General features: G+C 64.4%; 14 protein-coding genes and 1 pseudogene. 12 read left to right on the forward strand and 3 right to left on the reverse strand.

The window, feature by feature from the left end; genetic code table 11:
- Positions 1 to 8 precede the first annotated feature (8 nt).
- The 11 genes and pseudogenes from ACIU1A_RS31445 to ACIU1A_RS31495 all read left to right on the forward strand — a co-directional run bounded on the left by ACIU1A_RS31445 (position 9) and on the right by ACIU1A_RS31495 (position 10,123).
- Positions 9 to 332, forward strand: a complete 324-nt coding sequence (locus ACIU1A_RS31445) for a YbaB/EbfC family nucleoid-associated protein (protein ID WP_140496865.1) — start codon at positions 9 to 11, stop codon at positions 330 to 332.
- A gap of 71 nt (positions 333 to 403) precedes the next feature.
- Positions 404 to 811, forward strand: coding sequence for a hypothetical protein (locus ACIU1A_RS31450; protein WP_140496863.1), 408 nt, complete (start codon positions 404 to 406; stop codon positions 809 to 811).
- A 196-nt stretch (positions 812 to 1,007) separates the two neighbouring features.
- Positions 1,008 to 1,967 (forward strand): cell wall hydrolase, encoded by a 960-nt coding sequence (locus tag ACIU1A_RS31455; RefSeq protein ID WP_140523817.1) that lies wholly within the window; start codon positions 1,008 to 1,010, stop codon positions 1,965 to 1,967.
- A 98-nt stretch (positions 1,968 to 2,065) separates the two neighbouring features.
- Positions 2,066 to 2,671 (forward strand): recombination mediator RecR, encoded by a 606-nt coding sequence (recR, locus tag ACIU1A_RS31460; RefSeq protein WP_140513120.1) that lies wholly within the window; start codon positions 2,066 to 2,068, stop codon positions 2,669 to 2,671.
- Positions 2,672 to 2,930: 259 nt separating this feature from the next.
- Complete coding sequence (locus tag ACIU1A_RS31465) at positions 2,931 to 4,142, forward strand: lytic murein transglycosylase (protein WP_404928043.1); 1,212 nt, start codon at positions 2,931 to 2,933, stop codon at positions 4,140 to 4,142.
- A 252-nt stretch (positions 4,143 to 4,394) separates the two neighbouring features.
- Entirely contained in the window at positions 4,395 to 6,038 is a 1,644-nt protein-coding gene (locus ACIU1A_RS31470; protein WP_140496855.1) for an ABC transporter substrate-binding protein, read from the forward strand.
- Between the two features lie 9 nt (positions 6,039 to 6,047).
- Positions 6,048 to 7,115, forward strand: a complete 1,068-nt coding sequence (locus tag ACIU1A_RS31475; RefSeq protein WP_140496853.1) for an ABC transporter permease — start codon at positions 6,048 to 6,050, stop codon at positions 7,113 to 7,115.
- 126 nt (positions 7,116 to 7,241) lie between these two features.
- Positions 7,242 to 8,181 (forward strand): annotated as a pseudogene (locus ACIU1A_RS31480) (ABC transporter permease).
- On the forward strand, positions 8,178 to 9,023 hold the full coding sequence (locus ACIU1A_RS31485) for an ABC transporter ATP-binding protein (RefSeq protein ID WP_140523825.1): 846 nt from the start codon (positions 8,178 to 8,180) through the stop codon (positions 9,021 to 9,023). The pseudogene ACIU1A_RS31480 and the gene ACIU1A_RS31485 overlap by 4 nt, the downstream one beginning before the upstream one ends.
- Positions 9,020 to 9,769 carry an ABC transporter ATP-binding protein gene (locus ACIU1A_RS31490; protein ID WP_404926115.1) on the forward strand — a complete coding sequence of 250 codons (750 nt, stop codon included), beginning with the start codon at positions 9,020 to 9,022 and terminating at the stop codon, positions 9,767 to 9,769. The genes ACIU1A_RS31485 and ACIU1A_RS31490 overlap by 4 nt, the downstream gene beginning before the upstream one ends.
- Positions 9,770 to 9,808: 39 nt before the next feature.
- Positions 9,809 to 10,123, forward strand: a complete 315-nt coding sequence (locus ACIU1A_RS31495) for a hypothetical protein (protein WP_404926116.1) — start codon at positions 9,809 to 9,811, stop codon at positions 10,121 to 10,123.
- Between the two features lie 12 nt (positions 10,124 to 10,135).
- Here the strand turns inward: ACIU1A_RS31495 and ACIU1A_RS31500 are convergent, their stop codons facing one another.
- From ACIU1A_RS31500 to ACIU1A_RS31510, 3 genes are read right to left on the reverse strand one after another with little or no spacing between them, the layout of a single operon-like run.
- Positions 10,136 to 13,234: an efflux RND transporter permease subunit gene (locus tag ACIU1A_RS31500; protein ID WP_404926117.1), complete on the reverse strand. Its 3,099-nt coding sequence runs from the start codon at positions 13,232 to 13,234 to the stop codon at positions 10,136 to 10,138.
- Entirely contained in the window at positions 13,231 to 14,310 is a 1,080-nt protein-coding gene (locus ACIU1A_RS31505; protein ID WP_404926118.1) for an efflux RND transporter periplasmic adaptor subunit, read from the reverse strand. The genes ACIU1A_RS31500 and ACIU1A_RS31505 overlap by 4 nt, the downstream gene beginning before the upstream one ends.
- On the reverse strand, positions 14,307 to 15,353 hold the full coding sequence (locus tag ACIU1A_RS31510; protein ID WP_404926119.1) for an efflux RND transporter periplasmic adaptor subunit: 1,047 nt from the start codon (positions 15,351 to 15,353) through the stop codon (positions 14,307 to 14,309). Before ACIU1A_RS31510 ends, ACIU1A_RS31505 begins: the two co-directional genes overlap by 4 nt.
- Between ACIU1A_RS31510 and ACIU1A_RS31515 the strand changes: the two genes are divergently transcribed.
- A complete protein-coding gene (locus ACIU1A_RS31515; RefSeq protein WP_404926120.1) occupies positions 15,352 to 15,507 on the forward strand; it encodes a hypothetical protein in 156 nt (51 codons plus the stop codon). The two genes, ACIU1A_RS31510 and ACIU1A_RS31515, sit on opposite strands and share 2 nt — an antisense overlap.
- Positions 15,508 to 15,784: the final 277 nt, after the last annotated feature.

A 15,784-nucleotide genomic window follows, 5' to 3' on the forward strand; every position in this document is an offset into this window, starting at 1 on the left:
ATCGGACCATGAAAGATCTTCTCGGCCTCATGGGCAAGGCGAAGGAAATGCAAGCCAAGTTCCAGGCTATGCAGGACGAGATCGCCACGGTCGAAGCCGTCGGCCAGGCCGGCGGCGGCCTGGTCATTGTCACGTTGACCGGCAAGTTTGAGATGAAGTCGCTGAAGATCGACCCGTCTCTGTTCAAGGAGGATGAGGTCGAGATCCTCGAAGACCTGCTTCTGGCCGCTCACAATGACGCCAAGGCCAAGGTCGAGCAGATCATGCAGGAAAAGACCAAGGCGCTGACCGCCGGCCTGCCGATTCCGCCGGGAATGAAACTGCCGTTCTAGATGCATGTCGCCCAAGAGTGTGCGACGGTTTTGGGGATAACGACATGCATAAAGCCAAAGACTAGTTGGCCATGGCCGAAGAGCCGTCCGAAAGGCTGATCGAGCAGCGTATCCGCAACAGGATCTACGAGATCCTGGAAATCCTGGCCGATTCTGATGCCGGCGTCGATCTCGTCGGCATCAAGGGCTATTTCAACCTGTTCGAGGATTTCGTGCATCGCCCCTCGATCGAAGCGGGCACTTCGGCGCTCTCGAAGGAAGAACGCGCCATCGTGCTGGAGATCGCGGATTTCCTGGAGGCTGCCGGGGAGGCCAACCCCGATTTCACCAGGTCCGAGTTCATCGACAGCGACTGGCCGGGAAAGATCGCGCCGGTCGCCCGCAATGCGCGAGCATTGTTCCTGAAGCGCGGGCTGTTCTCGGAGAAATTCGAAGAAATTGAGCCAGGACGGCCGGCAGCGATTTCAGCCGGGCGATAATGCATGTCGTCCAAAAGCGGTCTCGGCCTGGACAAGGGCGTGCATAAAACAAAGGCTTGAAGCCCGGATCTTGCCACGTAACTGTGCCAGTTTGGCAACAGCATCTCACCAATAACGTTTTAGCCATCATTTTGCCCGAAAGTGTCTCATTCTTGCCGCAGCCTGGGGGCGGGCATCGAAGTGAGAGGGTTACCTGTTGATTGCCACGCGATGGAAGACGCCGCTGTTGCTCGGCGTCGTCACGTCTCCCCTGTTCCTGGCCGCTTGCAGCCAGACCGCGTCACACGGCATGTCCAGCCTGACCGACGCCATTACGCCGAGTTTCCTGAGCTCCCGCGGCTACCACACGCCGAAGGACAGGGAATGCCTGGAAAGGGCGATGTTCTTCGAATCCAACCGGTCGAGCCGCGATGGCATGATCGCCGTCGGCACTGTCGTGATGAACCGGCTGCGCTCCGGCAAGCATGGCGACACCATCTGCGCGGTGGTGGGCGAGCGCGGCCAGTTCGCGCCCGGCGTCATGACCAGGCCGATGAATTCGCGTGCCATGCCCGATGTCGAGGAAGCCGCCGACGCCGTGCTCAAGGGCGAGCGCAAGGCCAAGCTCAAGAACACGATGTATTTCCACACCGCGGGCCTGCGCTTCCCCTACAAGAACATGCATTACACCATGGTCGCCGGCGGCAATGCGTTCTACGAGAAGCGCGGCCGCAACTGGCAGCCGCTGCCGGACGAGCCGACGGTCGCGGTCGCCTCGGCCGAGCAGCCAGCAGCCCTGCCCGGAGTTGCCGCGACTCGTGTTGCTTCCGCCGAGCCGGCGGCCAAGACATCCGATCGCACCGCTGCGGCCTACGTGACTGCCGCGGCGGAGCCGATGCGCTCCGGCAAGGCGGCCCAGCAGACCTACGTGACGGCATCGGCTGCGCCGGCCGCAAAGTCTGCGCGCGTCCAGGAAAAGCCGACGATGGTGGCGATGCAGGAGCCGATGGAGGAACCGGACGCCGCTCGTTTTGGCGGGACCTTGAACACGAAGGTCATTTCCTCGGTGCAGGGCGCGCCGCAGGAAGCGGCGATGGGATTCCAGTCGACGCCTGAGAACACCGATGCCATCGGCGCGATGATCGTCAGCCAGAGCCGTCCGCTCGAAACCAACTGAGGCGGGCCGCACTTGACGGCCTGCCGGTGCTGGTTGGAGATGCGGTCCGGACGCAAAACCGCTTCGCACTTTTCGCGGAATTGCTCTAGATCAGGGCAATGTCCAAGCGAATCGCGGGTCCCGAGATCGAACGCCTGATCCAGCTCCTGGCCAAAGTGCCGGGGCTTGGTCCTCGTTCGGCCAGGCGCGCCGCGCTGCATTTGATCAAGAAGAAGGAACAGCTGCTGTCGCCGCTCGCCGCCGCCATGGGCGAGGCGGCCGACAAGGTGCGCATTTGCTCCACCTGCGGCAATGTCGACACGTCGGACCCCTGCATGATCTGCACCGATCCGCGCCGTGACGCCGGCACGCTGATCGTCGTCGAGGACGTCTCTGATCTGTGGGCGCTGGAGCGGGCGGCGGCGATGAACGTGCGCTACCACGTGCTGGGCGGCACGCTGTCGCCGCTCGACGGCATCGGCCCCGATCAGCTCAACATCCGCTCATTGGTCGACCGCGTCGCCGGCGGCGAGGTCAAGGAGATCATCCTGGCCGTCAATGCTACTGTGGAGGGCCAGACCACGGCCCATTACCTGACCGATCAATTGTCCGGTTTCGAGGTGAAGATAACGCGGCTGGCCCACGGCGTGCCGGTCGGTGGCGAACTCGATTATCTCGACGAAGGCACGCTGGCGGCAGCGCTGCGCTCCAGGACGGCGTTTTGACGCGATTGCGGGGAAGGATGCTTGTCACGATGATCCCGCATCCTCAAAAGTTGGCGTTCCGTGGCGCCCCCTCTGTCCTGCCGGACATCTCCCCCTCAAGGGGGAGATTGGCAATTTCGCAGCCGGCATCTCCTTTTCAACGGCGGTGTTTGGCGAAGGCAGAGACAACAGTCGATCTCCCCCTTGAGGGGGAGATGGCCGGCAGGCCAGAGGGGGCGCCAAGGAACGCGGCCTCCGCAAGTTCTGCTTTGCGTTTTTCCTGGCGATACTGGCTGCACTGTTCCTCTCCACCCCCGCCTCGGCCGCCAAGATCGACGACCAGTTCCGCGCCTGGCTCCGGAGCGATCTGTGGCCTGACGCCAAGGCCAAGCGCATTTCCAAGCAGACCTTCGATGCCGCCTTCGACGGCGTCAACCCCAATCTCAAGCTGCCCGATCTTGTCATGCCCGGCGAGAAGCCGAAGACGCCGCAGAAGCAGCATCAGGCCGAGTTCGGCTCGCCCGGCGCCTATTTCGCCGAGAAGACCATCCGCGCGGTCACATCGGGCGGGCGGACGCGCGAGGCGGCCAACGCCAGGACGCTCGCCGCGATCGAAAAGCGCTATGGCGTGCCGGGCGAGGTCCTTTTGGCGATCTGGGGCCGCGAAACAGGGTTCGGCGCGGCGAAGATGCCTTACGACGCCTTCGAGGTGCTGGGCACCAAGGCGTTCATGTCGACGAGGAAGGACTTCTTCCGCACCGAGTTGCTGGCGGCGCTCGAGATCGTCGAGCGTGGGCTGGCCCCGGTGGATGCGATGAAATCGTCGTGGGCCGGCGCGCTCGGCCAACCGCAGTTCATGCCGACATCGTTTCTCAAGCATGCGGTGGATTTCGATGGCGACGGGCGTGTCGACATCTGGAGCTCGACGCCTGACGTGCTCGCCTCGATCGCCAACTATCTCGTCCATTATGGCTGGGTGAGGGGACGTGGCTGGGGCTTCGAGGTGACCGTGCCCGAGAGCGTCTCCTGTTCGCTCGAAGGCCCCGACCAGGGCAAGACAATCTCGCAATGGGCCGCAATGGGCATCAAGCCTGTCGGCGGCAAGCCATTCCCGGCGAGCGAGCTGAAGGCCGAGGGCTTCCTGCTGATGCCGGCCGGCCGCAGCGGCCCAGCCTTCATCGCCACGCCCAATTTCTACGTGCTGAAGCAATACAACACCAGCGACCTCTATGCCCTCTTCATCGGCCATGGCGCCGACCGCATCGCCCATGGCGATGCGAATTTTTCCGGCAGCTGGGGTGCGGTCGGTGACCTCCACCGCTCCGACATCGCCGCCCTGCAGCGGGCGCTGGAGGCCAAGGGCTACGATGTCGGCAGTGCCGACGGACTGCCCGGCTTCAAGACCCGCCGCTCGATCGGCGCCTGGCAGGAAAAGAACGGCAAGCCCGCCACCTGCTTCCCCGATGCCGGCCTGATCGCTGCTCTGAAGTAACTCCCACGTCAGGGTTTTTCTCGAACGCGGGCCTCTGTTGGCCTTCGCATGCTCCGGCTCGCCCGCCTGCCACTATGATCCAGTGAGCCGACGCATAAATGCTCGTTGCCCGCCGCGAGGCCGCCGGATATGCTGTTGACCAACTGGACAAAAACCACGACGGTAAGTGGTCAAAGGGGGCCCTTGTCGGCCTGGAAAAACACCGCAACCCTGAGCCGGGAACTCAGGTCAACAAAACAGGGAACAATCACCATGATGATGGAAAAGCTTGCTCTACGATCCCGCATTCTGCTTGCGGGTGCCGCAATGTCGGCGCTGCTTCTGGCGGGAGCGCCGGCTGGCGCAGTCACGCCAGCCGACACGCTGGTCGAAGGCTTCGCCATCGATGACATCATCTCCATGGATCCGGGCGAGGCATTCGAGCTGTCGACCGCCGAGGTCACCGGCAACACCTATGACCTGCTGGTCCGGCTCGACCTCAGCGACACCTCCAAGGTCAAGGGCGACCTCGCCGAAAGCTGGACCGTCTCGGACGATGGCCTGACCTACACGTTCAAGCTCAAGCCCGGCCTGAAATTCGCCTCGGGCAACCCGATCACCGCGGCCGACGTCGCCTATTCGTTCGAACGCGCCGTCAAGCTGGACAAGAGCCCGGCCTTCATCATCGACCAGTTCGGGATCAGCGGCGACAATGTCGCCGAAAAGGCCAAGGCGGTCGATGACACCACCTTCCAGTTCATCGTCGACAAGGCCTATGCGCCGAGCTTCGTGTTGAACTGCCTGTCGGCCACCGTCGCCTCGGTCGTCGACGCCAAGCTGGTCAAGGAACATGTCGCGGCGGTCACGCCGAGCGCCGACTACAAATGGGACAATGATTTCGGCAATGCCTGGCTGAAGACCGGCTATGCCGGCTCGGGCGTCTACAAGCTGCGTGAGTGGCGCGCCAACGAGGCCGTCGTGCTCGAACGGAACGACAATTACTACGGCGAAAAGGCAAAGCTTGCCCGCGTCATCTACCGCAACATGAAGGAAAGCTCGGCACAGCGCCTGGCGCTTGAGGCCGGCGACATCGACGTCGCCCGCAATCTCGAGCCGAACGACCTCGACGCCATTGCCAAGAACGCCGACCTCACCACAACCAGTGCGCCGAAGGGAACTGTCTACTACATCAGCCTCAACCAGAAGAACCAGAACCTCGCCAAGCCCGAAGTCCGTCAGGCCTTCAAATATCTGGTCGACTATGACGCGCTGAGCTCGACCATCCTCAAGGGCATCGGTGAAATCCACCAGACTTTCCTGCCCAAGGGCGTGCTCGGAGAACTGGACAAGAACCCGTTCAAGCTCGACGTCGCCAAGGCCAAGGAACTGCTGGCCAAGGCAGGCCTGCCCGACGGCTTCAGCGTGACCATGGATGTGCGCACCGGCCAGCCGACAACCGGCATGGCGGAATCGATCCAGCAGACGCTCGGCCAGGCCGGCATCAAGCTTGAGATCATTCCCGGCGACGGCAAGCAGACGTTGACCAAGTACCGCGCCCGCAACCACGACATCTATATCGGTCAGTGGGGCCAGGACTATTTCGATCCGAACTCCAATGCCCAGACCTTTGCCTCGAACCCGGACAATTCGGATGAGGGCAAGTCCAAGACGCTGGCCTGGCGCAACGCCTGGGATATTCCGGACCTGACCAAGCAAACCGAAGCCGCTTTGCTGGAGAAGGATTCGGGCAAGCGCGCCGACATGTACAAGGATCTGCAGCAGAAGATCCTGGACACCAGTCCCTTCGTCATCATCCATCAGCAGCTGGAAGTCGCCGGGTTGCGCAAGAACCTCAAGGGTTTCGCGCTCGGCCCGAGCTTCGACACCAATTTCGTTGGGCCGGTTTCCAAGGAATAGCGCCGGCGGATGAGCGTAGCTGAAAATCAGGCGGCGGCAGGGCGCGGCAGCGCCCGTGCCGTCGCCATTTTCTCATCGATCGGCCGCTTCCTGGTGATCGCGATCACGACCTATCTCGGTCTGCTCGCGGTGACCTTTTTCATTGGCCGCGTCATCCCCATCGACCCGGTGTTGGCCGTGCTCGGCGACCGGGCGCCGGCCAATGTCGTGGAACGCACGCGCCGCGAGATGGGTCTCGACCTGCCGCTGGTCGAGCAGTTCTACATTTACGTCAAAAATGCCCTCAATGGTGATTTCGGCACCTCGGTGCTGACCACCAATCCGGTCATGACCGACATCCGCCGCGCCCTTCCGGCAACGACGGAACTGGCGACGTTGGGGACACTGATCGGCGCGCTGTTCGGCGTGCCGCTGGGTGTGCTGGCCGCCGTCAGGCGCGGCAGCCTCATCGACCAGGTCGTCCGCGTCATCGGCCTGATCGGCTATTCCGTGCCGATCTTCTGGCTTGGCCTGCTCGGGCTCGTCCTGTTCTACGCCAAGCTGCAATGGGTTGCTTTCCCGGCACGGCTCGACGTCGTCTACGAATACACCTTCACGCCGATCACTGGCTTCTACCTTCTCGACTCGGCGATGCAGGGGCAGTGGGATGTCTTCTGGGACGCCTTCCGCCACATCATCCTGCCGGCCTCGCTGCTCGGCTATTTCTCGCTCGCCTATATCAGCCGCATGACGCGCTCCTTCATGCTCAACGAACTCACCCAGGAATACATCGTCGCCGCGCGCGCCAAGGGCCTGTCGGAAACCCGCATCATCTGGGCTCATGCATTGCGCAATGCCGCCGTGCCGATGGTGACCGTGATCGCGCTCTCCTATGCCGGGCTGCTGGAAGGCTCGGTGCTGACCGAGACGGTCTTCTCCTGGCCCGGCATCGGCCTCTACATCACCAATTCGCTGCAGAATGCCGACATGAACGCGGTGCTCGGCGGCACCATCGTCATCGGCTCGGTGTTCATAGCCATCAATCTTCTGTCCGACCTGCTTTACCGCGTGCTCGACCCGAGGACCAAGGTAAGATGAGCAGAGGAATCCCACTTTCAGGCTCGGCTGCGGCCCACCCCGGCCCTTCGGGCCACCTTTCCTCTCCCCCGTCGAACGGGGCAGAGTTGGTCTGCGAAGCAGACCGGAGTGGGGGCCGACAGCGCCATGAGGCATCGTCATGACCGCCTCCGACGCCGCCCCCTCTCCCGCCGCGACTGGCTGCTCAGCGAGCGGCCGGCCTCGCGCATGCAGGCGAGGCTCGGCCGCGCCTATGTCGCGTGGCGGCGTTTTTCCGCCAATCGGCTGGCCTTTCTCGGCCTGCTCATCATCATCGCGCTGCTGGTCATTGCCGCCCTTGCAGGGGTGCTGGCGCCTTATTCGCCGACTTTCGGCGATCTGAAGAATGCGCGCCTGCTAGCGCCAAGGTGCTGAGCACTGGTTCGGCACCGACGATCTCGGCCGCGATATCCTCTCGCGCATTCTCTACGGCTCGCGCTGGACGCTCTATGTGGTTATCCTGGTCGCCATCATCGCCGCCCCCATCGGCCTCGTGGTCGGCACCGTCGCCGGCTATGCCGGCGGCTGGACCGATGCCATACTGATGCGCATCACCGACATCTTCCTCGCTTTCCCCAAGCTGATCCTGGCGCTGGCCTTTGTCGCGGCCCTCGGCCCCGGCATCGAGAACGCGGTGCTCGCCATCGCCATCACCTCCTGGCCGCCCTATGCCCGCATCGCGCGTGCCGAAACGCTGACCGTGCGCAATTCCGATTACATCAAGGCAGTGGAACTGATGGGCGCCTCGCCCTTCCGCATCGTGCTGCGCCACATCATGCCGCTCTGCATCTCCTCGCTGATCATCCGCGTGACGCTCGACATGGCCGGCATCATCCTCACCGCCGCCGGCCTCGGCTTCCTCGGGCTCGGCGCGCAGCCGCCGCTGCCCGAATGGGGCACGATGATCGCTTCGGGCCGCCGTTTCGTGCTCGACCAATGGTGGGTGGCCGGCGCGCCTGGCTTCGCCATCCTGATCGTCAGCCTCGGCTTCAACCTGCTTGGCGACGGCCTGCGCGACGCGCTCGACCCCCGGAGCGGCGACCAATGAACGCTGACAGCAAGACTCTGCTCGAAGTCGACGATCTGCGCGTCACCTTCCCGACGCGCACCGGGCTGATCGAGGCCGTGCGCGGCGTCTCTTTCTCGCTCGGCCGCGAAAGGCTGGGCATTGTCGGCGAGAGCGGCTCGGGCAAGTCGCAGACCGGCCGTGCCATCATGGGGCTGACGCCGCCACAGGCGCGGATATCAGCCAATAAATTGGCCTTCGACGGCATCGACCTGCTCGGCGTCTCGGCGCGCGAGCGCCGCGCGCTGCGGGGCAATCGCATCGCCATGATCCTGCAGGATCCGAAATATTCGCTCGACCCGGTGATGAGCATCGGCCGCCAGATCGTCGAGACGCTGCGCACCCATGAGAAGGTCTCCAAGGCCGAGGCGCGGGAGCGCGCGCTGGCCATGCTGGAGGCGGTGCAGATCCGCGACCCCCGGCGTGTCTTCGACCTGCATCCGCACGAGGTCTCCGGCGGCATGGGCCAGCGCGCCATGATCGCCATGATGCTGATCGCCGGGCCGGAAATGATGATCGCGGACGAGCCGACCTCGGCGCTCGACGTCACCGTGCAACTCGACGTGCTCGGCATTCTCGACCGGCTGGTCGGCGAGCGCGGCATGGGGCTGATCTTCATCTCGCACGATCTGCGCCTGGTCTCGTCCTTTTGCGACCGCGTCATCGTCATGTATGCCGGCAAGGTGGTGGAGCAGCTCAAGGCCTCCGAACTCGGTCGCGCCCAGCATCCCTACACGCGCGGCCTGCTCAACTGCATGCCCAAGATCGGCGCCGATCGTCACCCGCTGCCGGTGCTCGACCGCAAGCCGGAGTGGGCGGCATGACGTCAGCAATTGCCGTCGACGGGCTGGAGGTCATCTTCGACCGCTTTCGCGCACTGAAGGGCGTCAGCCTGGACGTGCAGCCGGGCGAATCCTTCGGCCTGGTCGGTGAATCCGGCTCCGGCAAATCGACGCTGCTCAGGGCGATCGCCGGCCTTGCGCCGGTCGCTTCGGGCAGCATCGCGGTCAACGGCAAGAAGCTCGGCGCGCGCCGCGACAAGGCCTTTTACCGCGAAGTGCAGATGGTGTTCCAGGATCCGTACGGTTCGCTGCACCCGCGCCAGACCATCGACCGCCTGCTGCAGGAGCCGCTCGCCATCCATGGCTTTGCCGACGGCGAAAAGCGCATCCAGCGGGCGCTCGACGAGGTCGGCCTCGGCAACGGCTTCCGCTTCCGCTACTCGCATCAATTGTCGGGCGGCCAGCGCCAGCGCGTGGCGATCGCGCGCGCGCTGATCCTCGAACCGTCGATCCTGCTGCTCGACGAGCCGACCTCGGCGCTCGATGCCTCGGTGCAGGCCGAGGTGCTCAACCTGCTCGAGGAGGTACGCCGGCGGCGCAAGCTGACCTTCCTGATGGTCAGCCACGACCTCGCCATCATCACCCATATGTGCGAGCGCCTGATGGTGATGCAAAGCGGCGAGGCGGTGGAGAATTTGACGGCGGGTGACTTGGTCGAGCGGCGCGTGACGAAGGATTACACGCGCAATCTCTTGCGGGCCAGCGACGGGTTTGTGAGAGCTATTTGAATTCGCTTGTCTTGCGAACCGATCGTCTTAGGGGACGTCATGAAGGAATGGCAGTTTGCAGATCCTCCTAACGTCGGGGTGTTTTTGGACAGGGGCATAGTAACCCGGGGCGACTGGATCGCATATGTCTCGTATGACGATGACGACGGCAGTTGGCAATTCCACAACAGCGAAACCGGACCTGTTGAAGAAGGCGACATAATGATCGTGAGCCTGCAAAGCGTTTTGCAGCGGGATGAAAGCATCCAGATCTTGGCCGACTTGCCCGAAGGCTGGCATGCCTGGCGCAGCTCAAAATCGTCACCTTGGCAGCGGGCCAAATCGCGTCCCACACCCACCAACGACAACGAATGACTCGGCAATGTCTCAGGTCTGAGCTTGCACCGGTTCGCCGGTCTCCAGGGCGGGCGGCTCATCCCGACGCTTCGGCTCCTTGATCCTGAACCACGTCACGTAAAGCGCCGGCAGGAACAGCAGCGTGATCGCAGTACCCGCGATGATGCCACCCATCATCGCGTAGGCCATCGGTCCCCAGAACACTTCGCGCGCGATCGGGATCAGCGCCAGGCTGGCGGCGGCGGCCGTCAGCGCGATCGGCCGCATGCGGTGTTCCGTCGCTTCGATGACGGCGGCCCAACGGTCCTTGCCCTCCGCGACAAGGTCCTCGATCTGCACGATCAGGATGACCGAGTTGCGGATCAGGATGCCGATCAGGGCAAGCACGCCGAGGATGGCGACGAAGCCGAGCGGCGCGCCGCTCGGCACCAGGGCCGCCACCACGCCGATCAGCCCGAGCGGCGCCACCGCAACGACCAGGAACAGGCGCTGGAAGCTCTGCAGCTGGACCATCAGGATGGTTGCCATCACGAACAGCATCAGCGGCACGACGGCCGCGATCGGCCCCTGGCTCTTGGCGCTTTCCTCGACGGAGCCGGCGGTCTCGACGGAATAGCCCGGCGGCAGCTTGGCGATGAAGCCATCGACCGATGGCTTCAGTTCGTTGACCACTGTTGCCGGCAGAACGTCGCCGACCAGGCCGGCCCGCACGGTGATGGTCGGGATGCGGTCGCGCCGCCATACCGTCGGTTGTTCGAGCTCGTAGCGGAAGTTGGCCACCGCCGCGAGCGGGATGGCCTCGCCGGTGCTGGTCGGCAGCTGCATGTTCTGCAAAGTCTCGATCGAGCCGCGTTCGGCCTCGCGCGAGCGCGCCACGACGTTGATCAGGTAGGTGGCGTCGCGCACTTGCGTGATGGTGGCGCCGCCGACGGTGCTGTTGAGCGCGCTGGCGATGTCGGAGGAGGTGATGCCGAGCTGCCGCGCCTTGTCCTGCAGCACGTCGACCCTGAGCACGCGCTGCGGCTCGTTCCAGTCGAAGGTCGGCGCGGCGAGCTTGGGATTGGCCGAGATGACGCCGGCGAATTGCTGCGCCAGCGCGCGCACCGTCTGGATGTCGGGTCCGCTGACGCGGTACTGCACGGGGCGGCCGACAGGCGGTCCGAGTTCGAGCAGCTTGACGAAGGCATCGGTGCCGACGAATTCCTCGCGCAGCAGCTTTTCCAGCGCCGGCTTCACCCGGTTGCGCGCCTCGATGCTCTTGGTGACGATGACCGTCTGGCCGAAATAGGGATTGGCCGGTTGCACGTCATAGGCGAGCACGAACCGCACCGCGCCTTGGCCGATATAGGACGAGAAATGGTCGATGTCGGGATTGCCGACCAGCGCCCGCTGCTCGAACCGCTCCATCTGCTCGCGCGTGTCGGCGATCGAGGAATTCTGCGGCAGGTTCCAGTCGACGATCAGCTCCGGCCGGTCCGAGGGCGGGAAGAACTGCTGCTGCACCAGGCCGAAGCCGGCGATCGACGCGGCAAACAACAGCACCGTGGCGATGATGGTCAGCCAGTGATGGCGCACCGAGCCGACAAGGGCACGCCGGAACAGCGAGGTGAAGCGGCCCGGCTGGTCGTGATGCTTCGTCTTCATCGCCGCCGGCAGGATGGTGACGCCGAGCAGCGGCGCGAACAGCACCGCCACGATCCACGACACCAGCAGCGACACGGCGATGACGACGAACAGGGTGAAGGTGTATTCGCCGGCGGCGCTGTTGTTGAGGCCGATCGGAATGAAGCCCGCGACGGTCACCAGCGTGCCGGTCAGCATCGGAAAGGCGGTCGATGTGTAGACATAGGTCGCCGCCTTGCGCAGGCTATCACCGACCTCCAGCCGCGCCACCATCATCTCGACCGCGATCATCGCGTCGTCGACCAGAAGCCCGAGCGCGATGATCAGCGCACCGAGCGAGATGCGCTGCAGCGAGATGCCGAGATAGGACATGACCGTGAAGGTGATGGCCAGCACCAGCGGGATCGACAGCGCGACGACGAAGCCGGCGCGCATGCCGAGACTGATGAAGGACACGGCCAGCACGATGGCCACCGCCTCGAACAAGGCGCGCGTGAAGCCCGAGACCGCTTCCTCGACGATGACCGGCTGGTCGGCGACCAGATGCACGCCGACGCCGACCGGCAGGTCGGCCAGCACCTTGTTCATCGCCTCATGCAGCGCCTCGCCGAATTTGAGCAGGTTGGCGTTGGGCTTCATGCCGATGGCGAGCCCGATCGCGTCCTGGCCGTTGAAGCGGAACAGTGCCGTTGGCGGATCGACATAGCCGCGCGTGATCGTCGCCACGTCGCTCAGCCGGAAGAAGCGGTCGTTGACGCGAAGATTGATCGCGCGAAGGCTGTCTTCGGAGGTGAACTGGCCGCCGACCCGCACGCTGATGCGTTCCGGGCCGGACTGGATGACGCCGGACGGCGTGATCGCGTTCTGCGCTTGCAGGCTTGCCACGATCGCCTGTTGGTTGAGGCCGAGGGCCGCGATCTGGCGGGTCGAGAATTCAAGGTAGATCGCCTCGTCCTGGGCACCGACCAGGTCCACCTTGCCGGCATTCGGCACGGTCAGGATTTTTGTCCTGACATCCTCGACATAGTCGCGCAGCTGGCGCGGCGTCAGCCCGTCCGACGTAAAGGCATAGATGTTGCCGTAGACGTCGCCGAAACGGTCGTTGAAGAACGGTCCCTGGACGCCTTGCGGGAACTGCGCCTTGATATCGTTGACCATGTTGCGCACCTGAATCCAGTTCGGCACGACGTCGCGCGCCTTGGTGGTGTCCTTCAGGTTGGCGAAGATGACGGTCTGGCCGGCTGTGGTGACGGATTTGGTGTAGTCGAGGCTGTCGAGTTCCTCGAGCTTCTTCTCGATGCGGTCGGTCACCTGCTGCACCGTCTCCTTGACCGAAGCGCCGGGCCAATTGGCCTGGATGATCATGGTCTTGATGGTGAAGGCGGGGTCTTCCTCGCGGCCGAGGTTGAGGTAGGAGAAGATGCCGGCCGCAACGAAGACCAGCATGAAATACCAGACCATCGAGCGGTGGTTGAGCGCCCAGTCGGAAAGGTTGAAGCCCTTCATGAGGCCCCTCCCGCGGGCAGTTTGACCTTCTGACCTTCGGTCAGGCTGTGGACGCCGGCGGTGACGACGCGCATTCCCGCTTCCAGCCCCTGAGCCACCGTGAAGGTTCCGCCGTTCCTGGAGGCAACCTTGATCTCGCGCGTGCTCACGCTCGATGTCTGCGCATCGACGACCCACACCCTGTCGGAGCCGTTCCTCTGGAAGAGCGCCGACAGCGGCAGTTCGATCGTCGGCTCCACCGTGGTCATGCGCGTTGCCGTCACGGTCGAGCCGAGCCGGAAGGCCTGCGGCGGATCGGTGAGCGTCAGCCGCACGCGCCGCGTGCGCGTCGAGCCCTCGGCCTGCGGCGCGATCTCGCGCAGCTTGGCCTCGGTCCGGATCGTCGGCAGCGATTGCAGGATGACCTGGAACGGCGTGCCGGCCGTGAGATCGCCGGTCAACTGGTCGGGAATATCGACCACCGCTTCGCGCGGGTCCGAGCGCGCCACGGTGACGACCGTCTGGCCGGGGGAGACCGTCTGGCCGACCTCGGCGCCGACAGCGGTGACGACGCCGTCGAAATCCGAGAACAGCCTGGCATAGCCGAGCTGCTCCTGCGATTTGGCCAGCGAGGCCCTGGCCCGCTCGACACTGGCCTCGGCCGCCTTCCTCGCCTGCTGCGCGGCATCGAACACGGCTTGCGTGGTGTTGGCGCTGGCAAGCAATTGGCGCTGGCGCTCCTCGCTGGCGGCGGCGTTGGCAAACTGTGCCTCGGCATTGGAGAGCTCGGCCTTGGCCGCCTGGACGGACAGCTCCAAGGCGGTCGGGTCCAGTGCCGCGATCGTCGTGCCCTTGCTGACGATGTCGCCGACATTGACGTCGCGGGACACGACCCGGCCGAGCAGGCGAAAGGCGAGATCGGCGCTGACCTGCGGCTCGACCGATCCGGCGAAGCCGAAGACCTGCGTGGTGCGCGGCTCGACCACCACCGACAGCACCGGCCGGATGATCTCCGGCGGCTTCTCCTCCGATTTCGAGCAGGCGGCGAGCGCGCCAAGCGCGATCACGCCAAGCAGGAGGCGCGGCAGCCGGCTCATTGGCCCGCTCCCGATATCTCGATTTTCTGACCCGCACTGAGCAGCTGTCCGCCCGCGGTGACGACGCTTTGGCCCTCCTCCAATCCCCTGGCGATGACGACGGTGCCGGAATTGAAAGCCAGCACCTCGACCGGTGCCATCGTCACCGTACCGGTCGAGGGATCGACGATCCAGACCGCCGGCTTGCCGGCGCTGGACGTCAATGCCTGCCAGGGCAGCAGGATCGCCTTGGCCGGTTTGGCGCCGACCGAGCCGATGACGGCCGCGCCCAGCGGCATGCCGGCGGGCGTATCGGCAATGCCGACCTTCACCCGGATCGAGCCCGACGCCGGATCGACCGCCGGGGAGATTTCGCGCACCTTGCCCGTTGCCCTGATCTGCGGGTCGGACAGGAGCGTGATCGTCACCGCCGGCGAGGTCGGGGTCCTGGCGACCAACGTCTCCTGGACGTTGAACACCGCGTCGCGGTCGCCGTCCTCGGCGACGGTGAAGACGGTCTGCGCAGCCTGCACCACCTGGCCGGTTTCGACTTGGCGGGCGGTGATGACGCCCGCGGCGCCAGCCTTGAGTTCGGTGAAGGACAGGTTCTGCTTGGCATTGGCGAGCGCGCTCTGCGCCGCTTCGAGGCTGCCCTGCGCCACCTTCAATGCCTGGTCGGCGGCGTCATAGTCGCGCCTGGTGGTGTAACCCTGGGCAAGCAGCGTCTTTTGCCGCTCGAACGCGGCGGCGGACTGGGTCAACTGCGCTTGCGCCGCGTCGAGATCGGCCTGCGCCGAGCGCAAATCGGATTCCTGCTCCTGCGGGTCGATGCGGGCAAGCACCGCGCCCTTGTCGACATGCTGGCCGACATCGGCAAGCCGTTCGGCGACGCGGCCGCCGACCCGGAACGACAGATTGTTCAACGTGCGCGCCGCGATCACCCCGGTCAGCGCGGTTCTCGGCGCATAGTCGGCCATAGCAACGGTCTCGGTGCGCACCATGATCGGCAGTTTTTTTGCGGCGGCTTCCTGTTTCTGGCAGCCGGCCAAAAGCAGGGCGGCCATGCAAGTGAAAAGCGCTGCGCCGATGGGAAAGGTCAAAAAATTGGAAGGTTTGGCCGATGGCGGCGAGACAGACGATGTAGCGTTCCTGCTCATGGGCTCCCTCAGCCGCGGGCCGCTCGCCGATCGCGATGCCTCGCGGATCCCGGCACGATAGTCGATCTCCCGAAAAAGAAAACCGGTCTCGCACACGCATCAGGGCTCCGAATTTCGGACTGACAAAGGCCTGACGACGGCCAGTCCGGCTGTGTCGGTTTCTGCTGATAGGAATTTTTTCTTGACGGGGTGAAGGCAACTATGGTAGATATTCAGCCATGGTGCTGAGTTGCGCCAAGGGACCCGCCGCACAGGCGGTTTTTCCGCTCAATGATCCTCAACAGCGCGCCGCGAAGGCTCCGAACCCGTTTACGCAGTCCGTTGCCTGGTACGGATAT

The sequence above is a fragment of the Mesorhizobium maamorense genome, from assembly GCF_044998965.1.
Classification (GTDB): Bacteria; Pseudomonadota; Alphaproteobacteria; order Rhizobiales; family Rhizobiaceae; genus Mesorhizobium.